Here is a 25,112-nt window from a genome sequence, read left to right on the forward strand (position 1 = left end):
GTTTATTACGACGCTCATCGTTCTGTATTCGTATCAGCCTTGATAATGGGGTGGAAGGGTTTATAGTGTGATTTTCGGAAATCTGGAGGTATGGCAAGCAAGGTACTGGTCGTGGACGACTCTGCGTTCATGCGGAACCTCCTCAAGCAACTCCTCGAAGGAGAACACGAAGTCGTCGGCGAAGCCGAAAACGGCGTCGAAGCGGTCGAACTCTACCGCGAACTCGACCCCGATGTCGTCACGATGGACGTTGTCATGCCGATTCGAAACGGCATCGAAGCGACGTCCGAAATCAAGTCACTGGACTCCGGCGCATCGGTCATCATGTGTACGTCGGTGGGACAAGAAGAGAAGATGCGCGAGGCGGTCGAAGCGGGCGCAGATGGCTACATCACGAAGCCGTTCCAGAAGCCCAACGTGCTCCAAGCTATCGCTGACGTCATTCAGGCAGAGGCATGAATCTCGACGTACGGTCGCTTCGAACGTTTAGTCGCCTTGCCCACTCGGGCGCCGAGAAGGCGGCAGGCTCGTTGACTACGCTCGCCGGAATCGACACGTACGTCAACGTCACCAAAGTAGAGCTGGGAACGAAGTCGGACGTCGAAACCGAGTTCGCAGAACGTGACCTCGTAAGCGTCCATATCGGATTCAACGGCGGCTTGGACGGTCGTACGGTACTGGCGTTTTCGCCGGAATCGGCCGAACGCCTCGTTGACGCGCTGATGCCCGGTATCGACGCGACCGACGCCGACGGCGAACTCGCGGCGAGCAGTCTCAAAGAGGTCGCCAACATCATGCTCGGCGGCTTCATCGACGGGTGGGCGGATTACCTCGACACGAGCGTCGATATCACGACGCCGACGTACGTCGAAGACGACGACAGCGGCCCGCTGAAGGAGATCGAAGCGAGCGGCTTCGAACACGGCGGGACTGACGAACACGTTCTGGTCTTCCGGAACCAACTCGAAGCGGCGGATAACGCAATCGAATTCGACCTGTACATGGTTCCGACGCCCGACTCTATCGGCACCATCGTCGAAGCGAGCGGCGAGGACGACGCGCTCCCCGTGGAGTCGTTCGCCGCCTTCTCAGAGATGGTCAACGACGGTGCGAATCAGGCGTCGGCCGACATCACGTCCATGACGGGAATCGACACGACTGTCGAAGTGAGCCGTCTGAGCTTCGTCCCAATCGAAGGCGTCCCGATGTCCTTGACCGACGCCGTACGGCGCGGTGTCGTCCTCGAATTCAGCGGAACGCCGAGCGGGTACATCGCAATCCTGTTCGACGAACCGTCCGCAGAGAACATTGCGAGTAGCCTGCTTCCGGGCATGGAAGGTGACGAAGCAATGCGACAGAGTGCAATTCAGGAGATCGGAAATATCGTCACCTCGGGATTCCTCGACGGCTGGGCGAACGCGCTGGAGACGACGATCGACATCTCGCCGCCGAAGCACGTTCACGACCTCGGGTCCGCAATCATCGACCCGCTTGCGACCGACCTCGCACAGTCACAGGAGTACGCGTTCCTCATCGACTCGACCATCCGAACGGACGACGACGAGTTTACCTGTGACATCTACGCGCTCCCCGACGAAACCGAGTTGCGCAAGGCGCTTGAGCAACTCTCACCCGCCGCGTGACAACGCTGCAGAGGCACCCCAGAAATGCAAGTTTACACCACGGATACGTCCTCGCCCCAGTCCGGGCGAACGAAGGTCGGAATTGCCGACTACGCTGTCTCTAGTGACCAGAGTACGTTGACGACGAGCGGGCTCGGTTCCTGTATCGGCGTCGCACTCTACGATCCAGACACATGCGTCTCTGGGCTCGCACACGCGATGCTCCCGGAAATCGAACCGGGCGGCGAACCGGCGAAGTTCGCCGACAGTAGTATCGAATTGTTGCTCTCGGAGATGGAGGCCGCCGGTGCCAACATCGACAGAGTGGTTGCAAAGATAGCAGGTGGCAGTACCATGTTCGACTTCACGTCTGCCAACGGCGACGGGAGTATCGGCGACCGAAACGTCGAAACGACCCGCGAGACGCTCGCTCGATTCGGCATCGAAATCGTCGCGGAAGACATCGGCGGCTCCCACGGGCGGTCGTTGGAACTCGACGCACAGACTGGAGACCTTCGCGTGCGAAGTGCGAAGACCGGAAACAGCGTGCTCTGACCGTCAGGGTACATCCGTTTTTCACGCGGCGTCCACCGGGCAACCGTAGCCGAGGTGAGAGAGTGGGGACAACTAGTTTCTCCTTCGATACGTCGCGGTCGATTCGAACGTTGGTGAACCGTTCTGAGATGTCTCTCTGGTACGGTCCAATATCACGTCTGATAACGTCTCGGGTAGTTTTATATCGCCTGCTTCGAATTCTCTCACCGAAACGGTACGATATTCGCGTGTGACACCACGGATAGCGCTCTGCGCTTTCCAACCCAAGTCGGGGGACTTGGGGGAGTCGTACCGTCCCTGAATGAGGTGACCCATGTACTTGGACCCGGACGAATACGACCCAGACGAACTTCGACGCATCGCCCGCGACACGGCACGACCACGACGGAACGGGAGTTCCCGGTTTGAAGACTCCCGGTTTGAAGACGCTCGGTTCGACGACCGGAGTCCCTTCCGTTTCGATAACCCGGTTTTCGACCGAAGCCGACAGGAAGCGTCGGAAGCACTCCGGTCGAGCCAACTTGAGCACCTGCTCATGCACCAGTCCCGCGGTGAGGAAGACGGCGTCGAAAAGCCGTATCTTCGCTCGCTCCCAGACAAGTACGGCGCGGAACGCGTCGTCTTCGATTGGCTGGAGTTCCTCGTCCTCAAAGGCGGTTTCAAGCGAGCGATGGACGCACTTCGCTACTACCAGACGGTCGATTGGCTGACAGAAGACGTCGAACAGACCCTCCGTAACTACCTTCTTGGGTTCTCCGCTGACGTTGACGAACCGACCGAACTCGACGTTGACGACCACCTGCTGAGTCTGGTCTACGTCGCTCGTCTCGCCTCGATGGTGTGACGGCCGACTACCGGGTCTCGAATACGAACACAGTCTCTCCTTCCGATAACCCAGTGTATCCAATGATCGCGTACACGACGCGCCCGTCGAATCCGAGCCGAGTTGATACCGTATGACGACCGACCCCGCCAGTTCGAACGCGGTCGAGACGCCACAGAAACCGAAACCGGTCGGCGCGAAACTTGGAAGCGCCAGAACCGCGCTCGTGTACGACACCGACGCTGGAGACCGCGAGACGGTCCAGACGCTCTCTTGTCTCGCAACGTACGAAGACACACTCACCGAAGACGAGCGCGTCCTCTACGGCGAGGAGGCTGCCCGACAGTACCCAGATCGCACGTCGTTCATGCTCCGGTCGGGCCTGCCGACAGACGCCGCGAGCGCGGAGCTAACGGCCCAGTTTTTCGGCGAGGTGTGCGACGGCTACGCGCTTCCCGAAGAAAGCGCGGTGGTGTACGCGATTCCGACTATCGGAGACGAGGTCGGACTTGCGAACCTGACCACCGTCATCGAAGAGAGCGCCGTCGGAGAGACGCTCGTCCGTGGCTTTCCCGAGTCGCTTTGCGCGTCGATTCCGGCGATTGGCGACGACTTGGAAGCGGTCGAAGAGATATTTGTCGCCGTCAATCTCGGTGCGACGACGCTCGAAGCGTGCGCGTATCGCCACGGCGAGCAACTGTTGCCTTTCGTCTCAGAGGCGGCGACCGGCAACGATGTGGACGAACGCATCGCCGACGCCGTCGAAAGCGAGATTGACGGGCGAATCGGTATCGACCGAACCACCGCGCGCGAGTACAAAGAAGAACACGCAGACTTCGACGACTTCGAGTCGTTCACCGACGTCGTGCAACGGCCCGACGAGGGCTCACACGAGTTCGCAGTCGAACGAGGCATCATGGAACCGCTCGACGAGTACCTCGACGACGTCGTAGACGAACTCGTGGCGTTCTTCTCGAAGTTGGCGAACGCCCACATGCGAACCTATCAACTCTCTCGTACGCGCCCGCTCGTCGTCACGGGCGGTATGGCGTGCATCCCCGGACTCATCGCCGAACTCGAAACACGACTGAGCGAGGCACTCGACCGCGAGGTCACGCTGTGCGTTCCCGAGAACCCCGACACTGCCGCGGCCGAGGGTGCCTACCGAATCGCAACCCGATTGCTCGAACAGCACTAACGGGCTCGAAAACCGCGTCCTGAAGTTTCTACATTCCACATCAACCACTGCTCAGCTACTCGGTTCTCGAATGGTGACTGCTGAGCCACGCTGAACGTTCTGCGGTGCTCTCGGTCTCGCTTCGGGAGTCAAAGACCAACGGACTACACAGCGCTCCGCCGCGCGTCGGGTCGGTTCGTCCTGGTCTATGCGTGTCAGTCTGTCTCGCTTTCGACCGTCCCGCCGTCGCTGACAGAAATCGTCTGGTCGGCTCTCCGGAGTCCAATCGTTGCGATAGTCCCGCGGGGTTCGTTCTCGTCGAAGTGCAGGCGGCCGTCGGAGCGGTCGATAATCCAGTGGACCAACCAGAGACCGAGACCGCTGATGTGTTGCAACGGCGTCTCGGTGCCCGATTTGAGAACGGAGATTTCGGCGTCCGGGACTCCCGGGCCGTTGTCGGCGATCTGAATCTCGACGAAGTCACTCGACGTCGCAGTCGGTTCGACGGTGACGCTGACCTCGGGGATGACTCGGTCGTTGTGTTCGAGCGCGTTGTCGATGAGGTTCTTGATGGCCGACTCGACGAGATCGTCGGCGTAGACCCACATCTCGTCAGGGAGGTTCCGGCGGACGATGGCGCTCGGATAATCCGATTCGATACTGTCGAGCTGGGCTTCGATTCGGCTGATGACTTCGACCGATTCGAGACCGCTCGCCTCGCGGTTGAGCGTCGTGTCGATGTGGCGCGTCTGCTCGCCCAACTCGACGAGCGACGACGCTTTTCGTTTGATGGTTCGCGCGTGGTCTTTCGACTCCGCGGGGATGCGCTGTTCGAGAAGCAGGTCCGCGTGGCCCAAAATGACGTTCATGTCGTTTCTGAGGTCGTGACGAAGGACACGATTGAGCACTCTGAGACGCTGTTCGTACCGGTAGCGACTCGTCACGTCCCGAGAGTTCAACACGATTCCGTCCACGGCCGGGTCGTCGAGCAAGTTGATTCCAACCGTCTCGAACCGCCGCCACGTGCCGTTTTTGTGGCGGATTCTGAACTCGGCTCGTACCGGGTCGTCACCGTCGATAACCTCGGTGAGGCACGCTTCGACACACTCTCTGTCGTCCGGATGGACCAGATTGAGCACGCGTTCGCCGACGAGCGAATCGGTCGAGTAGCCGAGGACGTCGGTCATCGACGGACTCGTGTACTTCCGGACGCCGCGTTCGTTGATGACGGTGATAACGTCCCTCGAATTCTCGATGAGCGCTCGAAACTCCTCTTCGGTCCGCCGCCGCTCGGTCACGTCGTAGAAGACGAGGAGCCTCGCGCGGTTGCGAGACGCTTCGCCGACGGACTCCGACCGAATCTCGAAATATCGCCGTCGGGGTCCCTCCCCAACGACCGCCTCCGCTCTGTCGCTTCCGTGGAGGACGGCCCGTACCTCGGTGGGAGTGCGAACGACTTCGAGCACCGACTCGCCGATGCACTCCGAGACCGGTTCGGTGAGCAGTTCGGACGCGGCACCGTTCGATTCGACGATTCGGTCGTGGTCGTCGAGGACGACGACCGCGTCGCGCATCTCCGAGAGAATCGCATCCCGCGCGATAGGGGTGATGTCGAACAGTCGATACTGAAAGAGCGCCCAGAGGACGATTAGTGAACTGAGACCGAGCGAAATCGGAACCGGATTGATCCACAACTTCTGCCAGAATAGCTTACCGGCGAACGCGACAAGCGGAATCAGTCCCACGACGATGAGGACGCCCGCCTGTCGCCGATGGATCCCCGAGGTTCGGAGGTAGGTCTTTCCGAGGACACTCAATCCGGTGATGCCGATACCGGATGCGTACACGACGTGTGCGATGAGAAGCGGTCCCGGGCCGGGCCCGGGCGGACCGGCGAACTCTATGCCAACGCTCGTACTCGTCCACAACTCCATTGGGGATGCTAAGAGTCCGTGTGCGTGGTTCGTGAACGCGAGCGCGATTGCGAGCGCCGGCTCGACCGAGAGAAACGAAAGCATCCGTCGCGTGAGAAGTTGGTCTTCTCCAGCGTAGACGAGCGCGAAGACGAGCCAGAGCGTCGGGAGAATCGCGGCTCCGACCAGTGCGAGGCGAGCGTAGAACAACTCCGCGCCGGGAATCGGGGCGAGAAAGATGAATCCGTACGCAGTTGACCAGATGCTCCCAGAGAGAGATAGGAGCGCGAACGGAACCCGAACACGGCGCGAATAGAGTCGAAAGCGACCGAGAACCACAAGCGTCACGATTCCGGAGAGGATACCGGCGGCGAACAGCGCGTACGCGTACGGGAACTGCTCAGCACCCATCATGAAGTGGTCGTGAGTTGCATGTGTGACTCTCTCGTTAGCTGTTCTTTCCGATGAATGTCACATCGGACAGTATCAAACGTCTATTCGGTTTGGGACTTAAGCCGTTCGTCTCGAATATCGAAATTGATAGCAAAATCGCCGAACCTGGGAACCATCTCGAAATTGGACTGCGAAAGTTCATACATCTGGTATGGTAGTCGAATTTTCCACCGCGATTATCAGTGCTACTTGTAGACGGGTCAATAACCAGTTGGTGTAGAACAACTGTCAGTGGTTCGAACTACGCCCGAACGCTTAATTCGGATGGATGCACACGCAGGGATAACATGCCGCGCGACCCGCGCCACTACGAGATATCCGACCGGCGTCGTTCCGGAGATGTGAGGAGCGACGCGCGGTTCGATTGGGCCGACGTCCCGACAGACCGCACGTGGAGCGGCGTCGCTCGGAAGCGACTACTCACGACGACCGCGGCGGTGACGGCAGACGGCGACCCGTTTCTCGAAACGATTCCGCGGACGCCCGCCGCAGAACAGGTACTCCTCGATTGGTGTGTGCACCTCGTCGAACGACTCGGCGGCCGTGGCGCAATGGAGATGGTCTCGTACTACCGCGACATCGGCTGGCTCGGCGACGACCCACACGACACCATCCACGAGCGGCTCCTCTCGTTTACCGTGCCCGAAGATTTCGAAGACGCACCAACCGAAGACGACCACGTACAGAGCTTCTCGTACATCGCGCGCTTGTCGGCGATGGACGACTCGGAGTGACCGTTCGGAATTAGAGTCCGAGTTGGCGGCCGATGATGAGGTGCTGAATCTCGCTCGTTCCTTCACCGATTTCCATCAGTTTCGCGTCGCGGTAGAACCGCTGTGGCGCGAAGTCTTCGGTGTAACCGTAGCCACCGAGCACCTGCACCGCGTCTTCGGCGACTTCGCGGGCGGCTTCCGAGGCGTCGAGCTTCGCCAGTGCGGACTCGCGGCTGACTCGCTTGCCGTTGTCGTACAGGGTCGCCGCCTTGTGCGTGAGAAGGCGGGCACGCTCGGTTTTCCGGTGCATCGAGACGAGTTTGTCGCGGATGGCGTCGAACTTCGAAATCGGCTGGTCGAACTGCTCGCGCTCTTTGGCGTATCTCTTTGCGTGACCGTACGCGCCCTCTGCGAGTCCGACCGAGAGCGCCGCGATGGAGATTCGGCCGCCGTCGAGGGTCTTCATCGTCTGTTTCCACCCCTCACCCTCTTCGCCGAGCAGTCGGTCCTCGGGCACCCAGCAGTCGTCGAACGAGAGTTCGCACGTCGGCGAGGAGTTGAGTCCCATCTTGTCCCACTCGGTAGTCACCTCGAAGCCGTCGTCGTTTTCGGGGTCAACGATGAACGTCGAGATACCGTCGTAGCCCGCAGTCGGGTCGGTGACTGCTTTCACGAGCACCGAACCGGCGACGCTCGCGTTCGTGATGAACTGCTTCGTGCCGTTGATGACGTAGCCGTCGCCGTCCTTCTCGGCGATTGTATCCATGTCGCTCGCGTCGCTTCCGGAACCGGGTTCGGTGAGCGCCCACCCGCCCATGTGCTCGCCCGTCGCAAGCGGCGTCAGCCACGTTTCTTTCTGCTCGTCGGTCCCGAACAGTTCCAGCGGCTTCGACGCGAGACTGACGTGTGCGGCGTACGACAGGCCGATACCGCCCGAGACGCGGCCGAGTTCCTCGACGACGAGCGCGTACATCAACTGGTCGCCGCCGAGTCCACCGTACTCGGCGTCGATTGGGACGCCCATCACGTCGAGGTCGGCCAACTGGTCGAATATCTCCGTGGGGAACCGGTGTTCGTCCTCGATGTCCTGTGCGATAGGAGCGATCTCTTCGTCGCAGAACTCGCGGACGGTGTCACGAATCATCCGGTGTTCCGCCGGAAGGTCGAAGTCCATGCGACCAAGTATCGCCGACCGAGACATAAACTAATCGAACGACCATGTAGAATACCGCCGAGAGCGCTGTCGGTCGGCCACCACGCGACTCCCACCGAGTGAGAACGGACGGATAGCTCTTTTCCCGGCGACCCCCGAGATGTTCGTATGTACTCTCAAATCCTCTTTCCAACCGACGGAAGCGAGTGTGCGGACGCGGCGTTCGACCACGCGCTCGAACACGCAAAGACGTACGACGCGTCGATTCTCGCGCTGTACGTCGCTGACATCCGGGAGGTCGGCCACGCCTCGCCCGCGATTTCGCTCGACCGAATCCGAGATGCACTCCACGAAAGCGGCAACAACGTGCTCAGCCGAATCGAGTCGCGGGCCGCTGACGCCGACGTGGAAATCGAGACCGTCGTCTCCGAGGGAACGCCCGCCAGCGAGATTCTCCGCCACGCCGACAAGGACGGTGTAGACCTCGTCGTGATGGGGACACACGGTCGAAGCGGTCTCGACCGCTACCTCATCGGAAGCGTCGCCGAGCGGGTGGTCCGAGGGTCGTCGGCACCGGTGTTGACCGTCCGTCAAGAGTCGACGTAGGCCCACGACGTTAAGCCGCCCCTCGTCATACGGGGACCATGGACCTCCGCCGGCTCGTCCGCGGCCGCGTCGAGTGGCCGCGTCTGGAGACTGTCGCCCGCGAACTCGTGGACCGGTACGACCGCGACAGCCTCACCATTCGATTTCTCGAAGCGGACAACTGGCTTTCTACGCCGATGGTCGTCAACGACGAGTGGTTCGTCAAGGTCATCTCCCGACAGAACTCGCTCGTTCACGCCCTGTTTACGACCGGCCGAAACCTCGGTGCGTTCTCCAGCGGCACTGAGGGATTTTTCCAACACTTCGGGACGCCCTTCGAGATGGCCGAACACGAGTTAGTGGCGACAAAGCGCCTCCGCGAAATCGGCCTCAACGCGCCCGCTCCCGTCGAAGCCTTCGAAATCGATGGCCTCGGTATCCTCGTGTTGGAGTATCTGCCGAACTTTCACACGCTCGATTCGGCCCCCCACGACGAGGTCGTCTCGCTCGCGCCCGACCTCTTTGCGGCCCTCTGTCAGATGCACGAAAACGGGCTAGCACACGGCGACCTGCGCGCCGAAAACGTCCTCGTCCGCGACGACGGCATCTACTTCATCGACGCAACGAACGTCAACGAAGCAGGGATGCACGACGCCCGGTCGTACGACCTCGCGTGCGGACTGGCGGCGCTCGAACCCCTCATCGGTGCGAAACAGGCCGTCTCGGCGGCCGTCGAATCGTACGACCCGGACGACCTGCTCGCCGCCGTCGATTTCCTCGATTTCGTCAACATCAGGCCCGACCACGACTTCGATGCCGCGGCGCTCAAAGGCCAGATAGAGACGCGCGCGTCCTGACGACTCGCCGGGAGCACCACGCACGGTTCCTAAAAAATTGGTCGCGGCCGGGGATGTTCCTTACAGGTCTTCAATTCCCTCGTAGTCCGCACCGCCCATGTAGAGGCGCGAGACTTCGGGGTCGTCGAGGAGTCCGTCGGCGTCACCCTCGTAGGCGACCGTCCCTTGGTCGAGGACGTAGCCGCGGTCGGAGATGGCGAGGCCCTCCCGAGCGTTCTGTTCGACCATGAGGACCGCCGTGCCGAGTTCGTTCACCTTCTGTACGTCTTTGAACACCGACTGCACGATGTTCGGTGCGAGGCCGGCGGACGGCTCGTCGATGAGGAGCACGTCGGGTTCCATGACGAGTGCACGCGCGAACGCGAGCACCTGTCGTTGGCCACCCGAGAGTGTCTTCGCCTTCGCGGTCCGCTTCTCGTCGAGAATCGGGAACTGATCGTACAGTTCCTCGATTCGCTCGTTGAGACCTGTGGAGCGAGCGACGCCGCCCATCCGGAGGTTCTCCTCGACAGTGAGCGACGAGAATACGTTGTCGACCTGCGGGACATAGCCCATGCCGGTTCGGACGAGGTCCGCAGGGTCTTCGCCAGTGATGTCTCTCCCGGAGAGGTCTACCGACCCAGTCCACGGCTTCAGGAGGCCGAAGACGGTCTTGAGGACCGTCGATTTCCCGGCACCGTTCGGGCCGATGATACAGACGATTTCGTCGTCGTCGAGGTGGAGGTTGAGGTCGCGGAGGACCTGCACTTCTCCGTACCCGCTGTCGACGCCGCTCACGTCGAGTGCTCGCTCGGTCATGGGCCCGCACCTCCGAGGTACGCCTCGATAACGCGGTCGTCCGTTCGAACCTCCTTCGGCGAGCCTTCCATCAGTACCCGTCCCTGGTCGAGGACGATGATAGGGTCGGCGAGGCCCATGATGAACGGCATGTCGTGTTCGATGATGAGGAAGGTCTGACCCTCCTCGTTGAGTTCGCGGATGAACCGTTTGATGTCGTTCGCGAGCGTCGGGTTGACACCGGCGACAGGCTCGTCGAGGAGCAGGATGTCGGGGTTCGTCGTGAACGCCCGTGCCAACTCGACGAGCTTCAACTGACCACCAGAGAGGTCTGTCGACGGCTGGTCGATGAGATGGGAGATTTCGAATCGTTCGAGCAACTCTTTGGCCCGTCTGAGGTTCGCGCGCTCTTCTCGGGTCACGTCGTCAGCCGAGAAGAAAAGCGGGAAAATCGACTCACCAGTCTGTGGACCGGGGCCGACGAGCATCGCTTCGCGGACACTCATCCCTTCGAGACGACGCGGCGTTTGGAACGTCCGAACGAGTCCTTCGTGGGCGCGCTCCGGTGGTGTCATGTCGCTCACGTCGGTCTCGTTGACGAAGACGCTCCCCGCGTCGGCCTCGTAGAACCCGGAGATGAGGTTGAAAAGCGTTGACTTCCCCGCGCCGTTCGGGCCAATCATCCCCGTGATGGTTCCGCGCTCGATTTCGATGGAGACGTCGTCGGTGGCGACGAGTCCACCGAACGCCTTTTCGAGTCCTCTCGTCTTCAACACCGGGTCGTTCTTTTCGAGGTGTGCACCCTCGTAGACGCCGTCTTCGCTCATTGGTTCTCACCTCCGTCGGACGGTCCGCCCGACGTGGTGCCGTCTGTGACGACACCGCCGTCGGTCGCAGTCGCACCGCGCGACGCGGAACTGGAATCCTCCTTCGCTGCGGGCCAGATAAGCTCGTCCTTCGGTGGGAGGAGACCATCCTGCCGGTAGCGCATGATGAGGATGATGAGGATGCCGACGAACAGCAACCGAAGCGGTGCCACGTCGAGCCCCAAGTTGCCGATGAAGGCGATGTCGTTGAGGAAGCGCGTCCCCTCGCGGATGGCGATGACGACGGCCGCGCCGACGACCGCCCCGCGGTTCGACCCGGTCCCACCGAGGATGACGGCAATCCAGATGTAGAACGTCGTCAGGGGAACGAGGTCAGTGGGGTCGATGTCGAGGTTCAGATGCGCGTAGAACGCGCCGGCGATGGCCATGACGACGCTGCCGACGACGAACGCCTGCATCTTGAACCGGTAGGTGTCCTTGCCGAGGGCCTTTGCGAGGTCCTCGTCTGACCGGATGGTCCTGAGGACGCGTCCCCACGGTGACCGGTGGATGCGCCGGAGGAACAGATACACCAGTCCGAGGAGGACGACGACGTCGAGATGTGGCAGTACGTCCCCTACGGTGACAAGTGGTTCCAGTACTTCTACCGTCGCGTGCGCGAGCGGAAGGAAAACGCGCTGTTCGCGCTGCGCGCAGTCACCGGTATCTAAGCGGTCGATTCGACGTTACTGAGGGTCCAGTAACTTCGCTTCCGCTTTCCTGAGGTGTTCGAGTAGCGTGGTCTTCGAGATGTCCATCTTGGACGCGAGTTCTCTGGTCGATATCTCGCGGGGCCACCTGTAGTACCCCTCCTCTCGGGCCAGTTCGAACGCCTCACGCTGACTCCGGGTGAGCGTGTCTAATCGCCGGCCCCGCTCCGGCTCTGCGCCTTCTGTCGAAGAGATGGAGTCGACGCGGATGTCGGCGTTCGTACAATCCATCACCTCGTCGATTCGTCCCTGTATCTCGGTGCGCTCGCCGGCGAACCAGACCTGCCACTTCTCACGACCCCCCTCGATTTGTGTGGGTTCGCTGTGGACGAACCCCTGTTCGAGGAGTCGCGGGCAAATCATGTCGCTCGGGTCGTATTCGAGGAAGAACTCGCGTGCGACCGACCCGGGTGCGACCCGCCGACCGCGGGGGTCGAACCGCTCTTGGAGTTCGAGAACGTCACCCGTCAATTCGGAATCGGCAATCGTATCGAGAAGCGTCTCAACCTCGTCTATCGATTCTCCGTACGCCGTGAAAAGCCCGTTTGCCCGTTCGATTCCTGCCGTCGGTGCGTCGTAGATTGCGTGTGCCAGTATGCCGCCTCTGTGATCTTCTGTGGCCTCTATCGCCCAACAGTTCGGATGCCAGAGGTCGAGCGTCAGGCGCGTGCCCTGCCCAGCCATGCGCTCGCTCATACGGTCGCATTGTAGACGAGAGTGTAAGATGTCATCTATACTCATGGAGACAGTAGTTGCTGAACGAACAAGACTCGCCAAACCATAATGATAATATATCACAATAGAAAACGCTTCCCTCCCATGGACGGTGACGGGGTTATTAATGTAAGTTCTGCAAATATCACCACTATGGCGCAGGACGAATATCGTCACTACATCAACGGCGAATGGACAGACGGCACCGGCGACGAGACGTTCGTGAGCGAGAACCCCGCGACGGGCGAGACGCTCGGAACGTTCCGACGCGGCACTCCGGAAGACATCGACGTGGCGGCCGAAGCGGCCGACGAAGCCTACGAGGAGTGGCGCGAACTCTCGCACATCGAGCGCGCGGAATATCTCTGGGATATCTACCACGAACTGCGTGACCGAACCGAAGAACTCGCGGAAGTCGTCACCAAGGAGTGCGGAAAGGAAATCTCCGAGGGACGCGCCGACGTTATCGAAGCCTACCACATGGTCGAGTGGGCCGCAGGCGACGCTCGCCACCCCAAAGGCGACGTGATTCCGTCCGAGATTCCGGCCAAAGACGCCTACATGCGGCGTAAGCCCCGTGGCGTCGTCGGCTGTATCACCCCGTGGAACTTCCCGGTCGCCATTCCGTTTTGGCACATGGCCGTCGCGCTCGTCGAGGGTAACACCGTCGTCTGGAAGCCCGCCGAGCAGACGCCGTGGTGCGGTCAGATCATCGCCGAGATGTTCGAAGACGCCGGCATTCCGGACGGCGTGTTCAACATGGTACAGGGCTTCGGCGACGCTGGTGCCACCATCGTTGACGACGAGCGTATCGACTCGGTTCTGTTCACCGGGTCTGCGGAAGTCGGCCACGAAGTCGCAAGCAAGGTCGCTCAACAGCCCGGCAAGCTCGCCGCGTGTGAGATGGGTGGCAAGAACAACATCGTCATCACCGAGAAGGCGGATCTCGACATCGCCGTTCACTCCGCCGTCATGTCCTCGTTCAAGACGACCGGTCAGCGCTGTGTCTCCTCCGAGCGCATCGTCGTCCACGAGGACGTCTACGACGAGTTCAAAGAGCGCTACGTCGAGATTGCGAAGGACGTCTCAGTCGGAAACCCCCTCCGCGAAGACACTTTTATGGGGCCGCTCATCGAGGCCGAACACAAAGAGAAGGTCCTCAAGTACGCCGACCTCGCAAAGAAAGAGGACGTGAACGTGCTCGTTGACCGGACCGAACTCGACGACGACGAGATTCCGGACGGTCACGAAGACGGTCACTGGGTCGGTCCGTTCGTCTACGAGGCCGACGCGCACGAAGACCTCCGCTGTACGCACGAAGAGGTCTTCGGGCCTCACGTCGCTCTGCTCAAGTACTCCGGCGACATCGAAGACGCCGTCGAGATTCAGAACGACACCGACTACGGTCTTGCCGGAGCCATCATCTCCGAGGACTACCGCGAAATCAACTACTACCGCGACCACGCCGAAGTCGGTCTCGCCTATGGCAACCTCCCGTGTATCGGTGCTGAGGTGCACCTGCCGTTCGGTGGCGTGAAGAAGTCCGGCAACGGCTACCCGTCCGCCCGCGAAATCATCGAGGCAGTCACCGAGCGCACCGCGTGGACGCTCAACAACTCCAAGGAAATCCGCATGGCACAGGGTCTCTCTGCGGACATCAAGACGAAAGACGAGTAACGAGACCGACCGGTCTCACGACGACTGCGGTCCCGCTTTCTTCTCTTTGTGCGTTCCCGGCGCGAGACGTCACGTCGAGCGCGTCGCTTCCGACGCGACCAAAACAGTATCCGACGTGACCAAGACAGCTTCTGACGCGGCTAAGACAGCGTCTAAACCAAAATCCCCGCCGCTACGCGGTTAGTCATCAAAAGGCGGAGGCGAATTCGCCTCCCGCCGAATCTCGTGTCACCAGTTGGCGAAGTGAGACGAGGGGAGTGCACCCCCACCGGGCTTGGGAGTGCGAAACGACGTGGCCACGTCGTTGAGTGCCACAACGGACCCCGAAACGTTGCGGCGGGTGCGGCGGATGTGGAGTCGCCGACGTCTGGCGAGAAAAGCGCCTATTGCGTCGGCGAACAAGCGTTAGAAGCCACGAAGTATAAACCCACCGCAACACGAAGTTCGCGGTCGGAAGCGGGGATTGTCGATTCAGGCGGTCGCTTCGAGGTCACGCCGGAGCGCCGCTTCGAGGTTGTCGAGTTCGGTATCGAGGTTCCGTTCGAAGAACGTCTCGACGCCGGGAAGCCGGCCGTCAACGACGAATTCGTTTATCAATCGACAGCCACCGTCGGTCGGCTGGATGGTGTGTTCGCCCGTGACTCGTAGCACACGCGACTTGCCGACGAATTTGACGTGTGTCGGTTCCTCGACGACGATGTCCTCGGTTTCGACGGTCGCGGTGGATTTGACGAGCGGAATCGGCAATTCGAGATGCCACGTCGCGTGTCGGCCGTCCTCGGCGACCTCGAATCGATCGACGACGCTGATAGCCCCCGCTCGTTTCGCGGGGTCAGCGATGAACTCCCAAACGCGTTCCCCGGCGGCGTCGAACTCGAACGTTCGTTTCACGCGGACGGTCATGAGATAGCATCACACCTCGATAGTAAAAAGCCGTGGAATCGCCTCAACTGCGTGTGACGCGCCACGTGGTCGAGCGGGCGCGCCCCCACTTTTCGATTTCGACGTCTTCGGATTTCTCGGCCAGTTGCGGCAGGCGCGAACCGACCTGCTTTGCGGTGAGACCGATAGCTTCGGCGATGTTTTTCGCCCGGAAGTACCCCTCCCCGCGACTGACGCTGTCGCGGAGGTAGGCGAGAATGCGTTGTTCCTCGTCGGTGTACTCAGTCATCCTCGAACCGTCTAGGGAATGGGCGTTCTTAACGGTTACTCGTCTGGGATTTACTGAAACAGATGTGCGCCGCAGACCGCCAGCGACGCGGCGATGATGGCGACAGCAAACCCGAGCGCCTTCGTCAACTGGTCCGGTCCGCCAACCATCAGGCCTGCACCGACGAGCGTGAGCACGCCGAACAACGCCGCAAAGCCGATGGACTTGTCGGATTGCACCGTCTTCGTTTCCATATCTGCGACTTTTCGGGCGCGTACTTAGTTCATTCGACACCGCGTCTCGTGCGTCTAACTACCACGACCGTAGACGCGCACAATCAGAGCCGAGGACACCGTGTCCGACCACAGTCACGTACGACCGCAGACGTGTTCAACCTCGGCGTGTCTCGGCGACGACCGACACAGTGATGTCGGATATCGTCTCGTTTGTGAGTCAGTACACGCTCGGCCGAACGCGTACCCAGTTGCAAACGGTACTATGGGCGACCTGGACGCGTTGCACGTCCGTCTGGGGTACTATGTGGCAATGTCGGCGCAGGCCGTTCGACATTTGTACCAGTAGTCTCGTCACTCCACAACGATGGGACTCACAGCAGTACTGTTTGGTGGACGGCTCCGAATCGCACTCGTTGCGCTCTGTTTCGTCGGCGCGGCCGTCGGCGGCGCGTACGCGACCGGCGTCATCGGCGTACCGAGCGTCGAGGGCGTCGATAACCGCTTTGCAGACGTCAATCAGACGACGACGGTCATCGAGACCGACCTCCGTGTCTCGAACCCGAACCCGATTTCGGCGAACCTCTCCGGACTCGCCGTTGATTACGCCGTCGGGATGAACGACATCGAGATGGCGACCGGGAAGAAAAAGGGCATCTCCGTCGGGCAGGGAACGACGGGGGTTCCGCTCCGAACGACGCTCTCGAACGAGCGCATTCCTGCCTGGTGGGTATCGCACATTCAAAACGGCGAACACACGACGCTCCGCGTCAACGCCACGGTCTCCTCCGAAACGCTCGGCCGCTCGTTCGAGGCCCCGAAGATAGCCCGGTCTATCGATACAGACCTGCTTTCGGCGTTCAATTCGACCGAGACACGCGAGGTAGACGCTGACGCGCCGCTCGTTTCCGACCCGGTGTTGTACATCAACGAGACGAGCGCCGAGTGGGGCGAATCCACGAGCGAGCGCACGGCACTCGAACTCACCTTCGTCGTGCACAATCCTAATGCGTACCCGGTCGCCGTCTCCGAACTCGGCTACAACATCTCGATGAATGACGTTGACGTGGGCGAGGGGACGACGCAGTCCGAGTACGTCATCCCGCCGAAGGCGACGAAGACCATCGAAGCGACGACCTACATCGAAAACGACAGACTCGACGAATGGTGGGTGACGCATCTCGACCGGAACCAGACGACCGACCTCCGCATCGACTTCTACGCGAAACTCGACGCCGGGGGCACGACGCTCACCGTCCCGCTCGACGCCTTGACGTACGAAAAGACGTTCGAGACGGACATCTTCGGCAACAAGGCGGCGTCGGATACGAACGCGTCGGCGACTGATTCGTCCACGAACGAGACGGAGACGGCCGACGGGAACACGACGCAGTCGTCCGGAAGCAAGACGACGACAACGACGACTGAAACGACATCGACCGACACAGCCACAACGACGACTGAAACAACCGATACGGCGACGACCACGACGGCCGAACCCACGACGACCACGACGGCGGGTGACACCACGGGTATCGGAACCAACGAGACCACCAGCGACGACGGGTTGTTGTAACCCGAGCGGTCGGCATCTACCACCGACTCGGGTTGCCGCGGTCAATCCTGACTCAGCCGACAAGACTTTACACCGAGCCACAATACGAGTTGGTATGACACGGAGTACCCACGCTCCTGATCGAGTTCTTCTCCCGCGATGAGAACCCCGTAACCGTCGAGAGCGACGACGAGACGATCGTCGTCTCCTTCGGCGACCGGACTTGCGAACTGTCCCGTGATGCCGCCGCCGACTTGCAAGATGCCATCGGCACGGCGCTGACCGAGAAACAAGAATTCTTCCGCACGGCAGGTGAGTACCGGCGGGACGGCAGTTACGTCGTCTCCCGACGCGGCGCTGATTCGACCGGCAACGCCAAGGTGTTCACTAGTTTCGACGAACTGCACCGCCTGTACGACAGGTTGCCGGAGCGCTTTACGGCCGACGATGTCGGTCGGACCGGTATCACTGGCTCTCGTCGCCACATGATAATCCGTCACTTCGGCGAGCACCCGGCGTTCGACTGCCGTATCGCCAGTCGGAATCCGCTGGCGGGCGAAAAAGAGTCGGGCGATTCGGACGCGACCGAGACGATAGAACTCGTCGCCGACTGAGGCGTCGAGTCGCCGCCGTCTCAGTCGAGCGTGACGTGTTCAGACTCCTCGTTGAGCGCGAGGTTCGCCGCGATTTCGGCGTTCCGCATCGCGTACTGCGCGGTCTGCTGGAGGCTCACGAGCACCTCGCGGATTTGGAGGAGCTTCTGGTTTTCCATCTCCGGCAGGTCGTTGAGAATGTCGCGCTCGCGGTCACGAATCTCTCTGAAGAGTTCACGACACTCGATGGTGTGGTCGTAGTTGCGCTCGACGACCGCCCGCACCGCGGTGGTCGTAATCTCGTCTACGTGGTCCGTAAACTCCCGGATACGCCGCATCGTCGACTGGTCAACGTCGAGCGTGTGGCCGTCGGCGTCCATGACGATGTTGGCGATATCCTCGGCGTTGTCGGCGGTGAGTTCGAGGTTCTTCGCCACAGACCGGTAACCGATGAGCGGGAATCCCGAGTCGAGACCGACGGCGCGTGCGAGGTTGGGGTTCTGGTACGACGTGAAGATGAGACGAAGCAGGAGAACGAAAATTTTGTTCGCCTGCCGCTCGCGGTTGAGCGCCCGTTGTGCGAGGTCCGGATTGCCGTGAGCGAGCGCCTTTACGGCCTCGCCACGCATCGTACTCCCCGTGTTCTCTAGGCGCTTGAGGAGGTTGTCGAGGCTGAAGTCCTCGGCATCGACCGAACAGCGAATCGCGATTCGCTCGGGTGTCTCCTCGATGACGCCGAGACCCATGAGCTGTGTCTCAGCCTTGTAGACGGCGTTGATGTGGTCGGAGTCGAGCGCACCCTCACTTTTTTCGATGTGGATGACGCGCCGCCCGAGCACGTACTGTGCGACGATGGCGCGTTCGAGCGCCTCCGCATTCAGATTGTCTGCACGTATCGTCGCCTTCGAGTCTTCGGTGTTGACGGACTCGGGAAGCACAGTCAGGGTTCCCTTGCCACTGGTTCGAATCGTCACCTCGTCGCCCTTATCGACGTTGTGTTCTTTGGCCCACTCCGCTGGAAGCGTCATCGCCAGCGTGGAGGGACCGAGACGCTGGACTTTCCGGGTCTCCATGCCATGGTGAACCCATCCAATGACCTTAAAGGCCACTATATGTTACTCTCTGCCAATAATAGTTATAGACTTCACTGGAATTTCTTTCAGAACCCTAAATGACGTCGAAGTCGGTCGATTCGCCCTCTCACCGTTCGACACCGGCGAACCAGTCACTCGATTTTCATCATCCGTCGCTCCACGCGACCGACGCGAACTTTGGTCCATCCACGGAGTTCCTCGTCGAGGTCCGTATCGTCGGTATCGACGCGAAGGACCGGAATCGAGTCGAGTTTCGAGCGCGAGGCGACGACCGAGACGTCACACCGACGAATCACCTCAGGAGAGAGTTGCGGGTTGCCGCGACCGAAGATGAACCCTTGTCCGCCGATGGGCGTGACGACGATGACGTTTTCGTCGCCGAGATTGGCGAGGATTTCGTCCGCCGTCGCGTCGCGGGCGAGCACGTCACCGTCGCGGTACACGTCCACGCCGAGCGCCGAGCCGTCGATTCCGAGTTCGGATTTCACCGCGCCGACGGTGCTTCCGGGGCCGAGAACGTAGGTCACTCCGTCGCCGCTGTTGATATCGTCGGCGACCCCGGCGGCGAGCGCTTCGACCGTCCCGCCGCTCGTCTGCTTGGACGATTGGAGGTCTTCCGCGACGGGGACGTGTGCGACCGCCCGGAGTTCGGGATGCACTTCGCCCTCGCGGTAGTCGTCCTCGTCGATGTCCATGACCTCGCGGGCCTCGGTTCGCTCGAACGAGGTGACGATGTGTGCGGCGTCCTCCGGAGAGACGGCGAACACCGACGAATAGACTTTCACGCCCGCGGGGACCCCGAGCATCGGCACGTCGCTTCCGTCGAGCGCTTCGGCGACGTCGGCCGCGGTGCCGTCGCCGCCGACGAACAACACGAGGTCAACGTCGGCCTCGGCGAACGCCTCCGCGGCGGCGATGGTGTCTGCGGCGCTCGTCTCGTCGGCGTCAGGTTCGCCCAGCACGGTCGGGTCGAAGCCGACGTCGCGGGCGATAGACGCGCCCATGCCACCACCCCACGCGAGGATTTCGGCGTCGGGAGCGGCGTCGAAAAGTTGTGAGAGCGCCCGCCGCGCGCGATTCGGCGACCGCGGCTCGGCACCGCGCGCTCTGGCTTCGGCGACTTTTCCGTCGGTTCCTTTCAGTCCGACCCGGCCGCCCATCCCCGCGATGGGATTGACGACGACACCGATTCGCATAGCTGAACGAATCCGCGCCCGCATGAAAAGCACCGCGGTAGCCGACGCCACCGCCTCTCTCGACCGTCGAACTCTGTGACTGTCGCCGGAACCTTACCGTTTAAGGACGGGTCGGGGTAACTGTCATCTATGATTCCGTTAGAAACGACCGAACAGGTGTTTCCGACGTCGGAAATGGCCGCGACCGTCTTCATCGTGGGTATCCTGATGACCGCCGGGTGGCTCTGGTACCTCCAGCGCTAACCGGTCTCTGCTTCCTCGATACCTTCGACCCGCGCTTCGAGCCACGCGGCCGCGGCTTCGACGGTCGCCTCGTCAGCGCCCGCCAGTTTGACCCGAACGTGGTCGCCGGGATAGCTTCCCACCGTGACGTCGAACGCCTCTTGTAGCGACGTAAATCGCCCGATGAGCGAACTCTCCGGTTCCGACGTTCGGACGAACCGGACGTGTGTCTGTTCGCCCGCGAACTCGTCTGCAATCTGTCCGAACATCGTCTTCATCTCGTCGGGGACGCCGGGGAGGACGTAGACAGTCCCGATGACGGCACCGGGTGCGACACCCTCCTCGTTAGGGAGCATCTGCGACCCCGCCGGGAGGTCGGTCGTCCCCTCCACGAGGTCTGCGGCCGAATAGCCGCTGTTCGCCGCTAACCACTCCGCGGCGTCCTCGCTTCGCTCCAAGGACCGCCCGAACGCGGCGGCGACTGCCTCCATCGTCACGTCGTCGTGCGTCGGTCCGAGTCCTCCGGTGACGACGACGGCGTCGTATTCGGCGTGGTATTCGTTGACTACGCGGGCGATGTCGGCGACGCGGTCGGGGACCGTCGTCACGCGCTCGACGCTGACGCCACGAGCTGTCAACTCGGTACACAACCACGTCGCGTTCGTGTTCACTGTGTCACCGGCGAGCAGTTCGTCTCCGACGGTGACAACGGCGGCTTGCATATCCACGGGTACGGACGTAGCGGGCAAAAAAGCGTCCGTACCGACCGACCGCGCGGGTTAAACAGTAGTCGGAAACGGGCCGTGAACTGTTCGGAGCCGACTCGACGACGGTCCGGCCTCAGCGGTCGTTGTCGTCGAAGTCGAGACCGAGTCGCTGTCGGCGTTCGCGGAGTTCCGTTATCTGCCGTCGGTAGTAGAGGATTCCCGACCCGCCGATGAGCACCGAGACGGCCGCGACGACACCGAAGATAGTGAGGTCGCGCTGGAGATAGAACTGCACGGACACGTTACCGTCGGTGAGTGCCTCGTTCCACGTGATGTGGACGCGGTTATTGACGACTTCGGTGTTGTAGCCGCCCGGTCGGACAGTGCCAAAGATGGGGAACTCGACGCGGCGGTCTTCGGGCAAGACGACCTCGTAGGTGCCTTCGACGAGGATGGGAAGCGAGAACCGCTTCGGCGTCGAGACGGACGAGAAGGCGATTTTGCCCGCACTGTTCGCGTCCGCGGGAAGCGTAATGTTCGTGATGCGGTCGTTCTGCGTCACGTCGCCGCCCCGCGCTTTCAACTCGCTCCCGTCGATAACCGTCCCGTTGGGATACTGGTACCGAACTGCCTCGACGGGAAGCGGCGTCCGACTGCCGAATCCGTCGAGTCGGTAGAGTTCGACGAATGACGAGTTCATGTCGTAGACGGCGCGGAACTCGCTGTTGTTCTGGACTGTGATGTGCGCGTCCGTCTCCGCGTCCCACGCGTACTGGCTGTCCGGCGCGCCGTCGAGGCGCTGGTCCGAAACGCTGGACGTGCCACCGAGACACCCGGCGGTAACGAGAAGGAGGGCGAGTCCAGCGATGCCAACGAGGAGTCGCTTGTTCATCGTCTTACTGGCCGATGACGCACTTGAGTTCCGCCGGCAGGTACGACCCGATGCTCGCAAGAAGTCCCGGCGAGTCGGTTTCGTCTCGACAGACGATACTCTGTTCGAGCAGGCCGAGTCGCTCGACCGTCACGATGTCGTTCGCGTGGCCCGCACGGTTCACGGTCGCACGAACCTCGCCGCGGGTCGCGCTGTTGACGTTGACGCGGCCGCTTCCGCGAGTCCACTCGTAGAGGTTGTCGATTTCGTCCTCCGCCAACCGCGACGGTTCGTCGTCGCCACCGTAGACGAAGCGAAGCGGCATGTGCTGGACGAGACCGAAGCGGTCTCGAATCTGCGTCGCGGACCCGCGGCCTAGACCGAGTTCGTCGGTCGGGATGCGAATCTCCTGTCCGGCGTCGAGGACGAAGCCGTCGTCGTCCCAGTGTTCGAGCGTGCCGACGTAGGTTTCGCCCGCGGAGAGGTGCGGTGTCACTTCGCCCCACTGCTCGCGGAGCACGTTGCGTGCGACGGTTTCGTCGTCACCCGTGATGGTCACGGAGATGAAGTCGTCGTCGCGGACGCCGATGTTGTACTCGACGTCGAGGTCGCCGATATCGTTTGCGACGAGCGACGTGAGACTGTCGAGAGCGCGTTCGCGGGCGTCGCCGTCGATGTAGCACTTCGTTGCGAGAACGACCATTTAGTTGGTACCCGTCACTTCGACGTTCAGTTCGTCTCGAAGCTCTTCGATTCGTTTCTCCATCGCCTCGACGAGGTCGGCGTTGTCCATCGGTTCGAGTGGCGCGCCGGTCTCGGGGCACTGGAAGCCGAGTTCCATCGCCTCGGAGAACTCGAACCGGATGCCGGCGGGTTCAGAGAGATAGAACTCATGGTTTCGCTCGTAGTCGAGGCGCTCTTCGAGCGCTTCGAGCAGTCGATACATCTCCTCTTCGAGATTGTCCGGGATATTCTCGTAGTGGAACGTCCAGAGATACGTGAGCCAGCCAGAATCCTCGTCGCGGACGCGACGGTACGACGCGAGGTCGTTCTCGTAGAGGATAAAGAGCGCGCGGCGAACGTCGTTGAGTTCGAGTCGCAACTCCTCGGCGAGTTCCTCGTCAGTGACCTCGCCGTCCGGGGGGGCCGCGGCGACCGGCATCCCGGTTGGTCCGACCAACTCGTGGAGGTACTTCTGGATAACAGGGTCGTTCAGTAACTCCTCAAAAGCCATTGTGCGAATTGGCGTCAGGAACGCCATTAAGTCTTATCACTCCCGCGTAACGGAGAACCGCCCGCGGGCGCGCTGACTGTTGCGATTACTCCTCGTCGGCAGGAACGACTTTCTTGCCCGTGGCCATCGGGACGACGCGGTTCTCGGCGTCTTCCCACTCGCGGTCGAGTTCGCGGCCGTCGAACAGGCGGTCGAGAAAAACCGCGAGTCCGGCGACTTCCGAGTGCGGTTGGTTCGTCACGCCGACGTTCCAGTCCGCCTCGTCGTACACTTCGAAGGGGACTTTCTCCCCACCGACGACGACGAGCAGTGGCGCTTCGGTGTGCGCCTCTCGGATGTCCGCTTGCACGTCCTGTACTCGCTCGCCGTACATCGTGAGGTGGACGACTGCGCCCTCCCAGTTGCGGATAACACCGTTGAGTCCCGCCGTGAGTTCGACCGAGAAAGGGCCGCCGAAGCGACCCGTAATGTCTTCGACCGTGTCCATCGAGTGCCCGGCGTTGTCCGGGAGGATAACCCGGTCGGCACCGAGCGCGCGGGCCGTCAACCCGACGTGTGTCGTCATCCGGTCGTCGCGTCCCGGCCGGTGCCCGTACCGGAGGACGGCGACTTCGGGTTCGTCTTGCATGCCTCTTCGAAGACGACGGGGGAAGGTGGTGCTTTCGGAACGCGGTCACCGCGAACGCGACCAAAATCGTCACACAGCCGAACTTTATGCTCGACGGCTCCCCAACACGAACCATGAGTTATCACCCGGAAGTCGGTGCCGGTGTCGCCGACATCGACCTGTCGGAGCGGACCGCACTCGTCACGGGAGCCACGTCTGGCGTCGGCCGCGAAACGGCCCTCGCACTCGGGAGACTCGGTGCGACCGTCTTCGTCCACGGCCGGGACCGAGACGCCGGCCGCCGCACCGCCAGCGCCATCGACGACACGAGCGGTAACGCGGTCTTCTTCCGCGCAGACCTCGCGGAGACCGACACCGTCCGCCGCCTCGCTGACGAGATACGCGCGCGAACCGACCGCCTCGACGTGCTCGTCAACAACGCCGGCGCGCACTTTTCGGACGGGCAACTGACCGACGACGGCGTCGAAAAGACGTTCGCCGTCAACCACCTCGCGCCGTTCGTCCTCACCCACGACCTCCGCAACCTGCTTTCCGACGACGGTCGCGTCGTCACCGTCTCGTCGGCGGTCCACCGCCGCGCCGACGGGACCTTCGACGTGACGACTCTCGACGGCTACGACGGGCTTGACGCCTACGCCCAGTCGAAGTTAGCAAACGCGCTTTTCACCATCGGGCTTGCGCGCCGACTCGACGGCCCGACGGCGAACTGCTGTCACCCCGGCTTCGTCCCATCCAGCGGTCTCTGGCGCGACGCGTCGGTTCCCGTCCGTCTCGGCGTCGGCGTGCTCGCGCGACTTCCGCACCGACTCGTCAGCGGGTTCGTAGACACCTCGGCGACGGCCGCGGAGACGCTCGTCTATCTCGCCGCATCCCCTGACGCCGCGGACGTAAACGGGCGGTACTTCTCGGACTGCAAACCCGTCGAGCCGTCGGCGGCCGCGACGGACGACCGACTCGTCCGTGAGCTATGGAGCCTAAGCGAGGAGCTGACCGATGTCTCGTGGCCGGAGTGACCACGATTTGTGAGCGGTCAC

At 61.7% G+C, this 25,112-nt stretch carries 27 protein-coding genes and 2 pseudogenes; 13 read left to right on the forward strand and 16 right to left on the reverse strand.

What is annotated here, in order from left to right; all coding sequences use genetic code 11:
- Positions 1 to 90: 90 nt before the first annotated feature.
- From cheY to C440_RS13505, 5 genes are all read left to right on the forward strand, one after another.
- A complete protein-coding gene (cheY, locus tag C440_RS13485) occupies positions 91 to 459 on the forward strand; it encodes a chemotaxis protein CheY (RefSeq protein ID WP_004572459.1) in 369 nt (122 codons plus the stop codon).
- Positions 456 to 1,643 carry a chemotaxis protein CheC gene (locus C440_RS13490; protein ID WP_008321112.1) on the forward strand — a complete coding sequence of 396 codons (1,188 nt, stop codon included), beginning with the start codon at positions 456 to 458 and terminating at the stop codon, positions 1,641 to 1,643. The genes cheY and C440_RS13490 overlap by 4 nt, the downstream gene beginning before the upstream one ends.
- 24 nt (positions 1,644 to 1,667) lie before the next feature.
- Positions 1,668 to 2,177: a chemotaxis protein CheD gene (locus tag C440_RS13495; protein ID WP_008321113.1), complete on the forward strand. Its 510-nt coding sequence runs from the start codon at positions 1,668 to 1,670 to the stop codon at positions 2,175 to 2,177.
- A gap of 313 nt (positions 2,178 to 2,490) precedes the next feature.
- Positions 2,491 to 3,021 (forward strand): FlaD/FlaE family flagellar protein, encoded by a 531-nt coding sequence (locus C440_RS13500; RefSeq protein ID WP_008321114.1) that lies wholly within the window; start codon positions 2,491 to 2,493, stop codon positions 3,019 to 3,021.
- 112 nt (positions 3,022 to 3,133) lie between these two features.
- On the forward strand, positions 3,134 to 4,198 hold the full coding sequence (locus C440_RS13505; protein ID WP_008321115.1) for an acetate and sugar kinases/Hsc70/actin family protein: 1,065 nt from the start codon (positions 3,134 to 3,136) through the stop codon (positions 4,196 to 4,198).
- 194 nt (positions 4,199 to 4,392) lie between these two features.
- Here the strand turns inward: C440_RS13505 and C440_RS13510 are convergent, their stop codons facing one another.
- A complete protein-coding gene (locus C440_RS13510; RefSeq protein ID WP_008321116.1) occupies positions 4,393 to 6,504 on the reverse strand; it encodes a histidine kinase N-terminal 7TM domain-containing protein in 2,112 nt (703 codons plus the stop codon).
- Positions 6,505 to 6,830: 326 nt separating this feature from the next.
- Here C440_RS13510 and C440_RS13515 point away from each other — a divergent pair, with 326 nt between their 5' ends.
- Positions 6,831 to 7,277 (forward strand): FlaD/FlaE family flagellar protein, encoded by a 447-nt coding sequence (locus C440_RS13515; RefSeq protein ID WP_008321117.1) that lies wholly within the window; start codon positions 6,831 to 6,833, stop codon positions 7,275 to 7,277.
- Positions 7,278 to 7,287: 10 nt separating this feature from the next.
- Here C440_RS13515 and C440_RS13520 read toward each other — a convergent pair whose 3' ends face one another.
- On the reverse strand, positions 7,288 to 8,430 hold the full coding sequence (locus tag C440_RS13520) for an acyl-CoA dehydrogenase family protein (RefSeq protein WP_008321118.1): 1,143 nt from the start codon (positions 8,428 to 8,430) through the stop codon (positions 7,288 to 7,290).
- Positions 8,431 to 8,577: 147 nt separating this feature from the next.
- Between C440_RS13520 and C440_RS13525 the strand changes: the two genes are divergently transcribed.
- Both C440_RS13525 and C440_RS13530 read left to right on the forward strand, forming a co-directional pair.
- On the forward strand, positions 8,578 to 9,015 hold the full coding sequence (locus C440_RS13525; protein ID WP_008321120.1) for a universal stress protein: 438 nt from the start codon (positions 8,578 to 8,580) through the stop codon (positions 9,013 to 9,015).
- Positions 9,016 to 9,053: 38 nt separating this feature from the next.
- Positions 9,054 to 9,851 (forward strand): RIO1 family regulatory kinase/ATPase domain-containing protein, encoded by a 798-nt coding sequence (locus C440_RS13530; RefSeq protein WP_008321121.1) that lies wholly within the window; start codon positions 9,054 to 9,056, stop codon positions 9,849 to 9,851.
- A gap of 60 nt (positions 9,852 to 9,911) precedes the next feature.
- On the opposite strand, the gene C440_RS13535 is transcribed toward C440_RS13530, so the two are convergent.
- From C440_RS13535 to C440_RS13545, 3 genes and pseudogenes are all read right to left on the reverse strand, one after another.
- Complete coding sequence (locus C440_RS13535; protein WP_008321123.1) at positions 9,912 to 10,649, reverse strand: ABC transporter ATP-binding protein; 738 nt, start codon at positions 10,647 to 10,649, stop codon at positions 9,912 to 9,914.
- Entirely contained in the window at positions 10,646 to 11,455 is an 810-nt protein-coding gene (locus C440_RS13540) for an ABC transporter ATP-binding protein (RefSeq protein WP_008321124.1), read from the reverse strand. The genes C440_RS13535 and C440_RS13540 overlap by 4 nt, the downstream gene beginning before the upstream one ends.
- Positions 11,452 to 12,048: pseudogene (locus C440_RS13545) on the reverse strand (branched-chain amino acid ABC transporter permease); the annotation flags it as partial. The pseudogene C440_RS13545 and the gene C440_RS13540, both read right to left, overlap by 4 nt.
- Here C440_RS13545 and C440_RS17435 point away from each other — a divergent pair.
- Positions 12,043 to 12,165 (forward strand): annotated as a pseudogene (locus tag C440_RS17435) (proline dehydrogenase family protein); the annotation flags it as partial. The pseudogenes C440_RS13545 and C440_RS17435 sit on opposite strands and share 6 nt — an antisense overlap.
- 15 nt (positions 12,166 to 12,180) lie before the next feature.
- Here C440_RS17435 and C440_RS13550 read toward each other — a convergent pair.
- Positions 12,181 to 12,900 carry a helix-turn-helix domain-containing protein gene (locus C440_RS13550; RefSeq protein ID WP_008321128.1) on the reverse strand — a complete coding sequence of 240 codons (720 nt, stop codon included), beginning with the start codon at positions 12,898 to 12,900 and terminating at the stop codon, positions 12,181 to 12,183.
- Between the two features lie 171 nt (positions 12,901 to 13,071).
- Between C440_RS13550 and C440_RS13555 the strand changes: the two genes are divergently transcribed.
- Positions 13,072 to 14,595, forward strand: a complete 1,524-nt coding sequence (locus C440_RS13555) for an aldehyde dehydrogenase family protein (RefSeq protein WP_008321129.1) — start codon at positions 13,072 to 13,074, stop codon at positions 14,593 to 14,595.
- 471 nt (positions 14,596 to 15,066) lie between these two features.
- Here C440_RS13555 and C440_RS13560 read toward each other — a convergent pair whose 3' ends face one another.
- The 3 genes from C440_RS13560 to C440_RS13570 are packed head-to-tail and all read right to left on the reverse strand — an operon-like array spanning position 15,067 to position 15,999.
- Positions 15,067 to 15,498, reverse strand: coding sequence for an SRPBCC family protein (locus tag C440_RS13560; RefSeq protein ID WP_008321130.1), 432 nt, complete (start codon positions 15,496 to 15,498; stop codon positions 15,067 to 15,069).
- Between the two features lie 43 nt (positions 15,499 to 15,541).
- Complete coding sequence (locus C440_RS13565; RefSeq protein WP_004572478.1) at positions 15,542 to 15,766, reverse strand: DUF7123 family protein; 225 nt, start codon at positions 15,764 to 15,766, stop codon at positions 15,542 to 15,544.
- 50 nt (positions 15,767 to 15,816) lie between these two features.
- The gene (locus C440_RS13570) at positions 15,817 to 15,999 is read right to left on the reverse strand and encodes a DUF7525 family protein (RefSeq protein ID WP_008321131.1); all 183 of its coding nucleotides are present in this window, start codon (positions 15,997 to 15,999) and stop codon (positions 15,817 to 15,819) included.
- Between the two features lie 346 nt (positions 16,000 to 16,345).
- On the opposite strand from C440_RS13570, the gene C440_RS13575 reads away from it, so the two are divergent.
- Positions 16,346 to 17,554, forward strand: a complete 1,209-nt coding sequence (locus tag C440_RS13575) for an LEA type 2 family protein (protein WP_008321132.1) — start codon at positions 16,346 to 16,348, stop codon at positions 17,552 to 17,554.
- A 209-nt stretch (positions 17,555 to 17,763) separates the two neighbouring features.
- Positions 17,764 to 18,147: a DUF7528 family protein gene (locus tag C440_RS13585; RefSeq protein WP_049915867.1), complete on the forward strand. Its 384-nt coding sequence runs from the start codon at positions 17,764 to 17,766 to the stop codon at positions 18,145 to 18,147.
- A gap of 20 nt (positions 18,148 to 18,167) precedes the next feature.
- Here the strand turns inward: C440_RS13585 and C440_RS13590 are convergent, their stop codons facing one another.
- From C440_RS13590 to C440_RS13620, 7 genes are all read right to left on the reverse strand, one after another.
- A complete protein-coding gene (locus C440_RS13590) occupies positions 18,168 to 19,199 on the reverse strand; it encodes a phosphate signaling complex PhoU family protein (RefSeq protein ID WP_008321135.1) in 1,032 nt (343 codons plus the stop codon).
- 152 nt (positions 19,200 to 19,351) lie between these two features.
- The gene (locus C440_RS13595; protein ID WP_008321137.1) at positions 19,352 to 20,416 is read right to left on the reverse strand and encodes an ATP-NAD kinase family protein; all 1,065 of its coding nucleotides are present in this window, start codon (positions 20,414 to 20,416) and stop codon (positions 19,352 to 19,354) included.
- Between the two features lie 239 nt (positions 20,417 to 20,655).
- A complete protein-coding gene (locus C440_RS13600; RefSeq protein ID WP_008321139.1) occupies positions 20,656 to 21,360 on the reverse strand; it encodes a competence/damage-inducible protein A in 705 nt (234 codons plus the stop codon).
- Positions 21,361 to 21,478: 118 nt separating this feature from the next.
- Positions 21,479 to 22,237, reverse strand: a complete 759-nt coding sequence (locus C440_RS13605) for a DUF5803 family protein (RefSeq protein WP_008321141.1) — start codon at positions 22,235 to 22,237, stop codon at positions 21,479 to 21,481.
- A gap of 4 nt (positions 22,238 to 22,241) precedes the next feature.
- Positions 22,242 to 22,919, reverse strand: coding sequence for a DUF2110 family protein (locus C440_RS13610; protein WP_008321142.1), 678 nt, complete (start codon positions 22,917 to 22,919; stop codon positions 22,242 to 22,244).
- On the reverse strand, positions 22,920 to 23,450 hold the full coding sequence (locus C440_RS13615; RefSeq protein WP_008321143.1) for a transcription factor TFIIE subunit alpha: 531 nt from the start codon (positions 23,448 to 23,450) through the stop codon (positions 22,920 to 22,922).
- An 85-nt stretch (positions 23,451 to 23,535) separates the two neighbouring features.
- Entirely contained in the window at positions 23,536 to 24,078 is a 543-nt protein-coding gene (locus tag C440_RS13620; protein ID WP_008321144.1) for a tRNA (cytidine(56)-2'-O)-methyltransferase, read from the reverse strand.
- Positions 24,079 to 24,191: 113 nt separating this feature from the next.
- Here C440_RS13620 and C440_RS13625 point away from each other — a divergent pair, with 113 nt between their 5' ends.
- Positions 24,192 to 25,091 carry an SDR family oxidoreductase gene (locus tag C440_RS13625; protein WP_152417881.1) on the forward strand — a complete coding sequence of 300 codons (900 nt, stop codon included), beginning with the start codon at positions 24,192 to 24,194 and terminating at the stop codon, positions 25,089 to 25,091.
- The last annotated feature ends 21 nt before the right edge of the window (positions 25,092 to 25,112 follow it).

It is taken from the genome of Haloferax mucosum ATCC BAA-1512, from assembly GCF_000337815.1.
Lineage (GTDB): Archaea > Halobacteriota > Halobacteria > Halobacteriales > Haloferacaceae > Haloferax > Haloferax mucosum.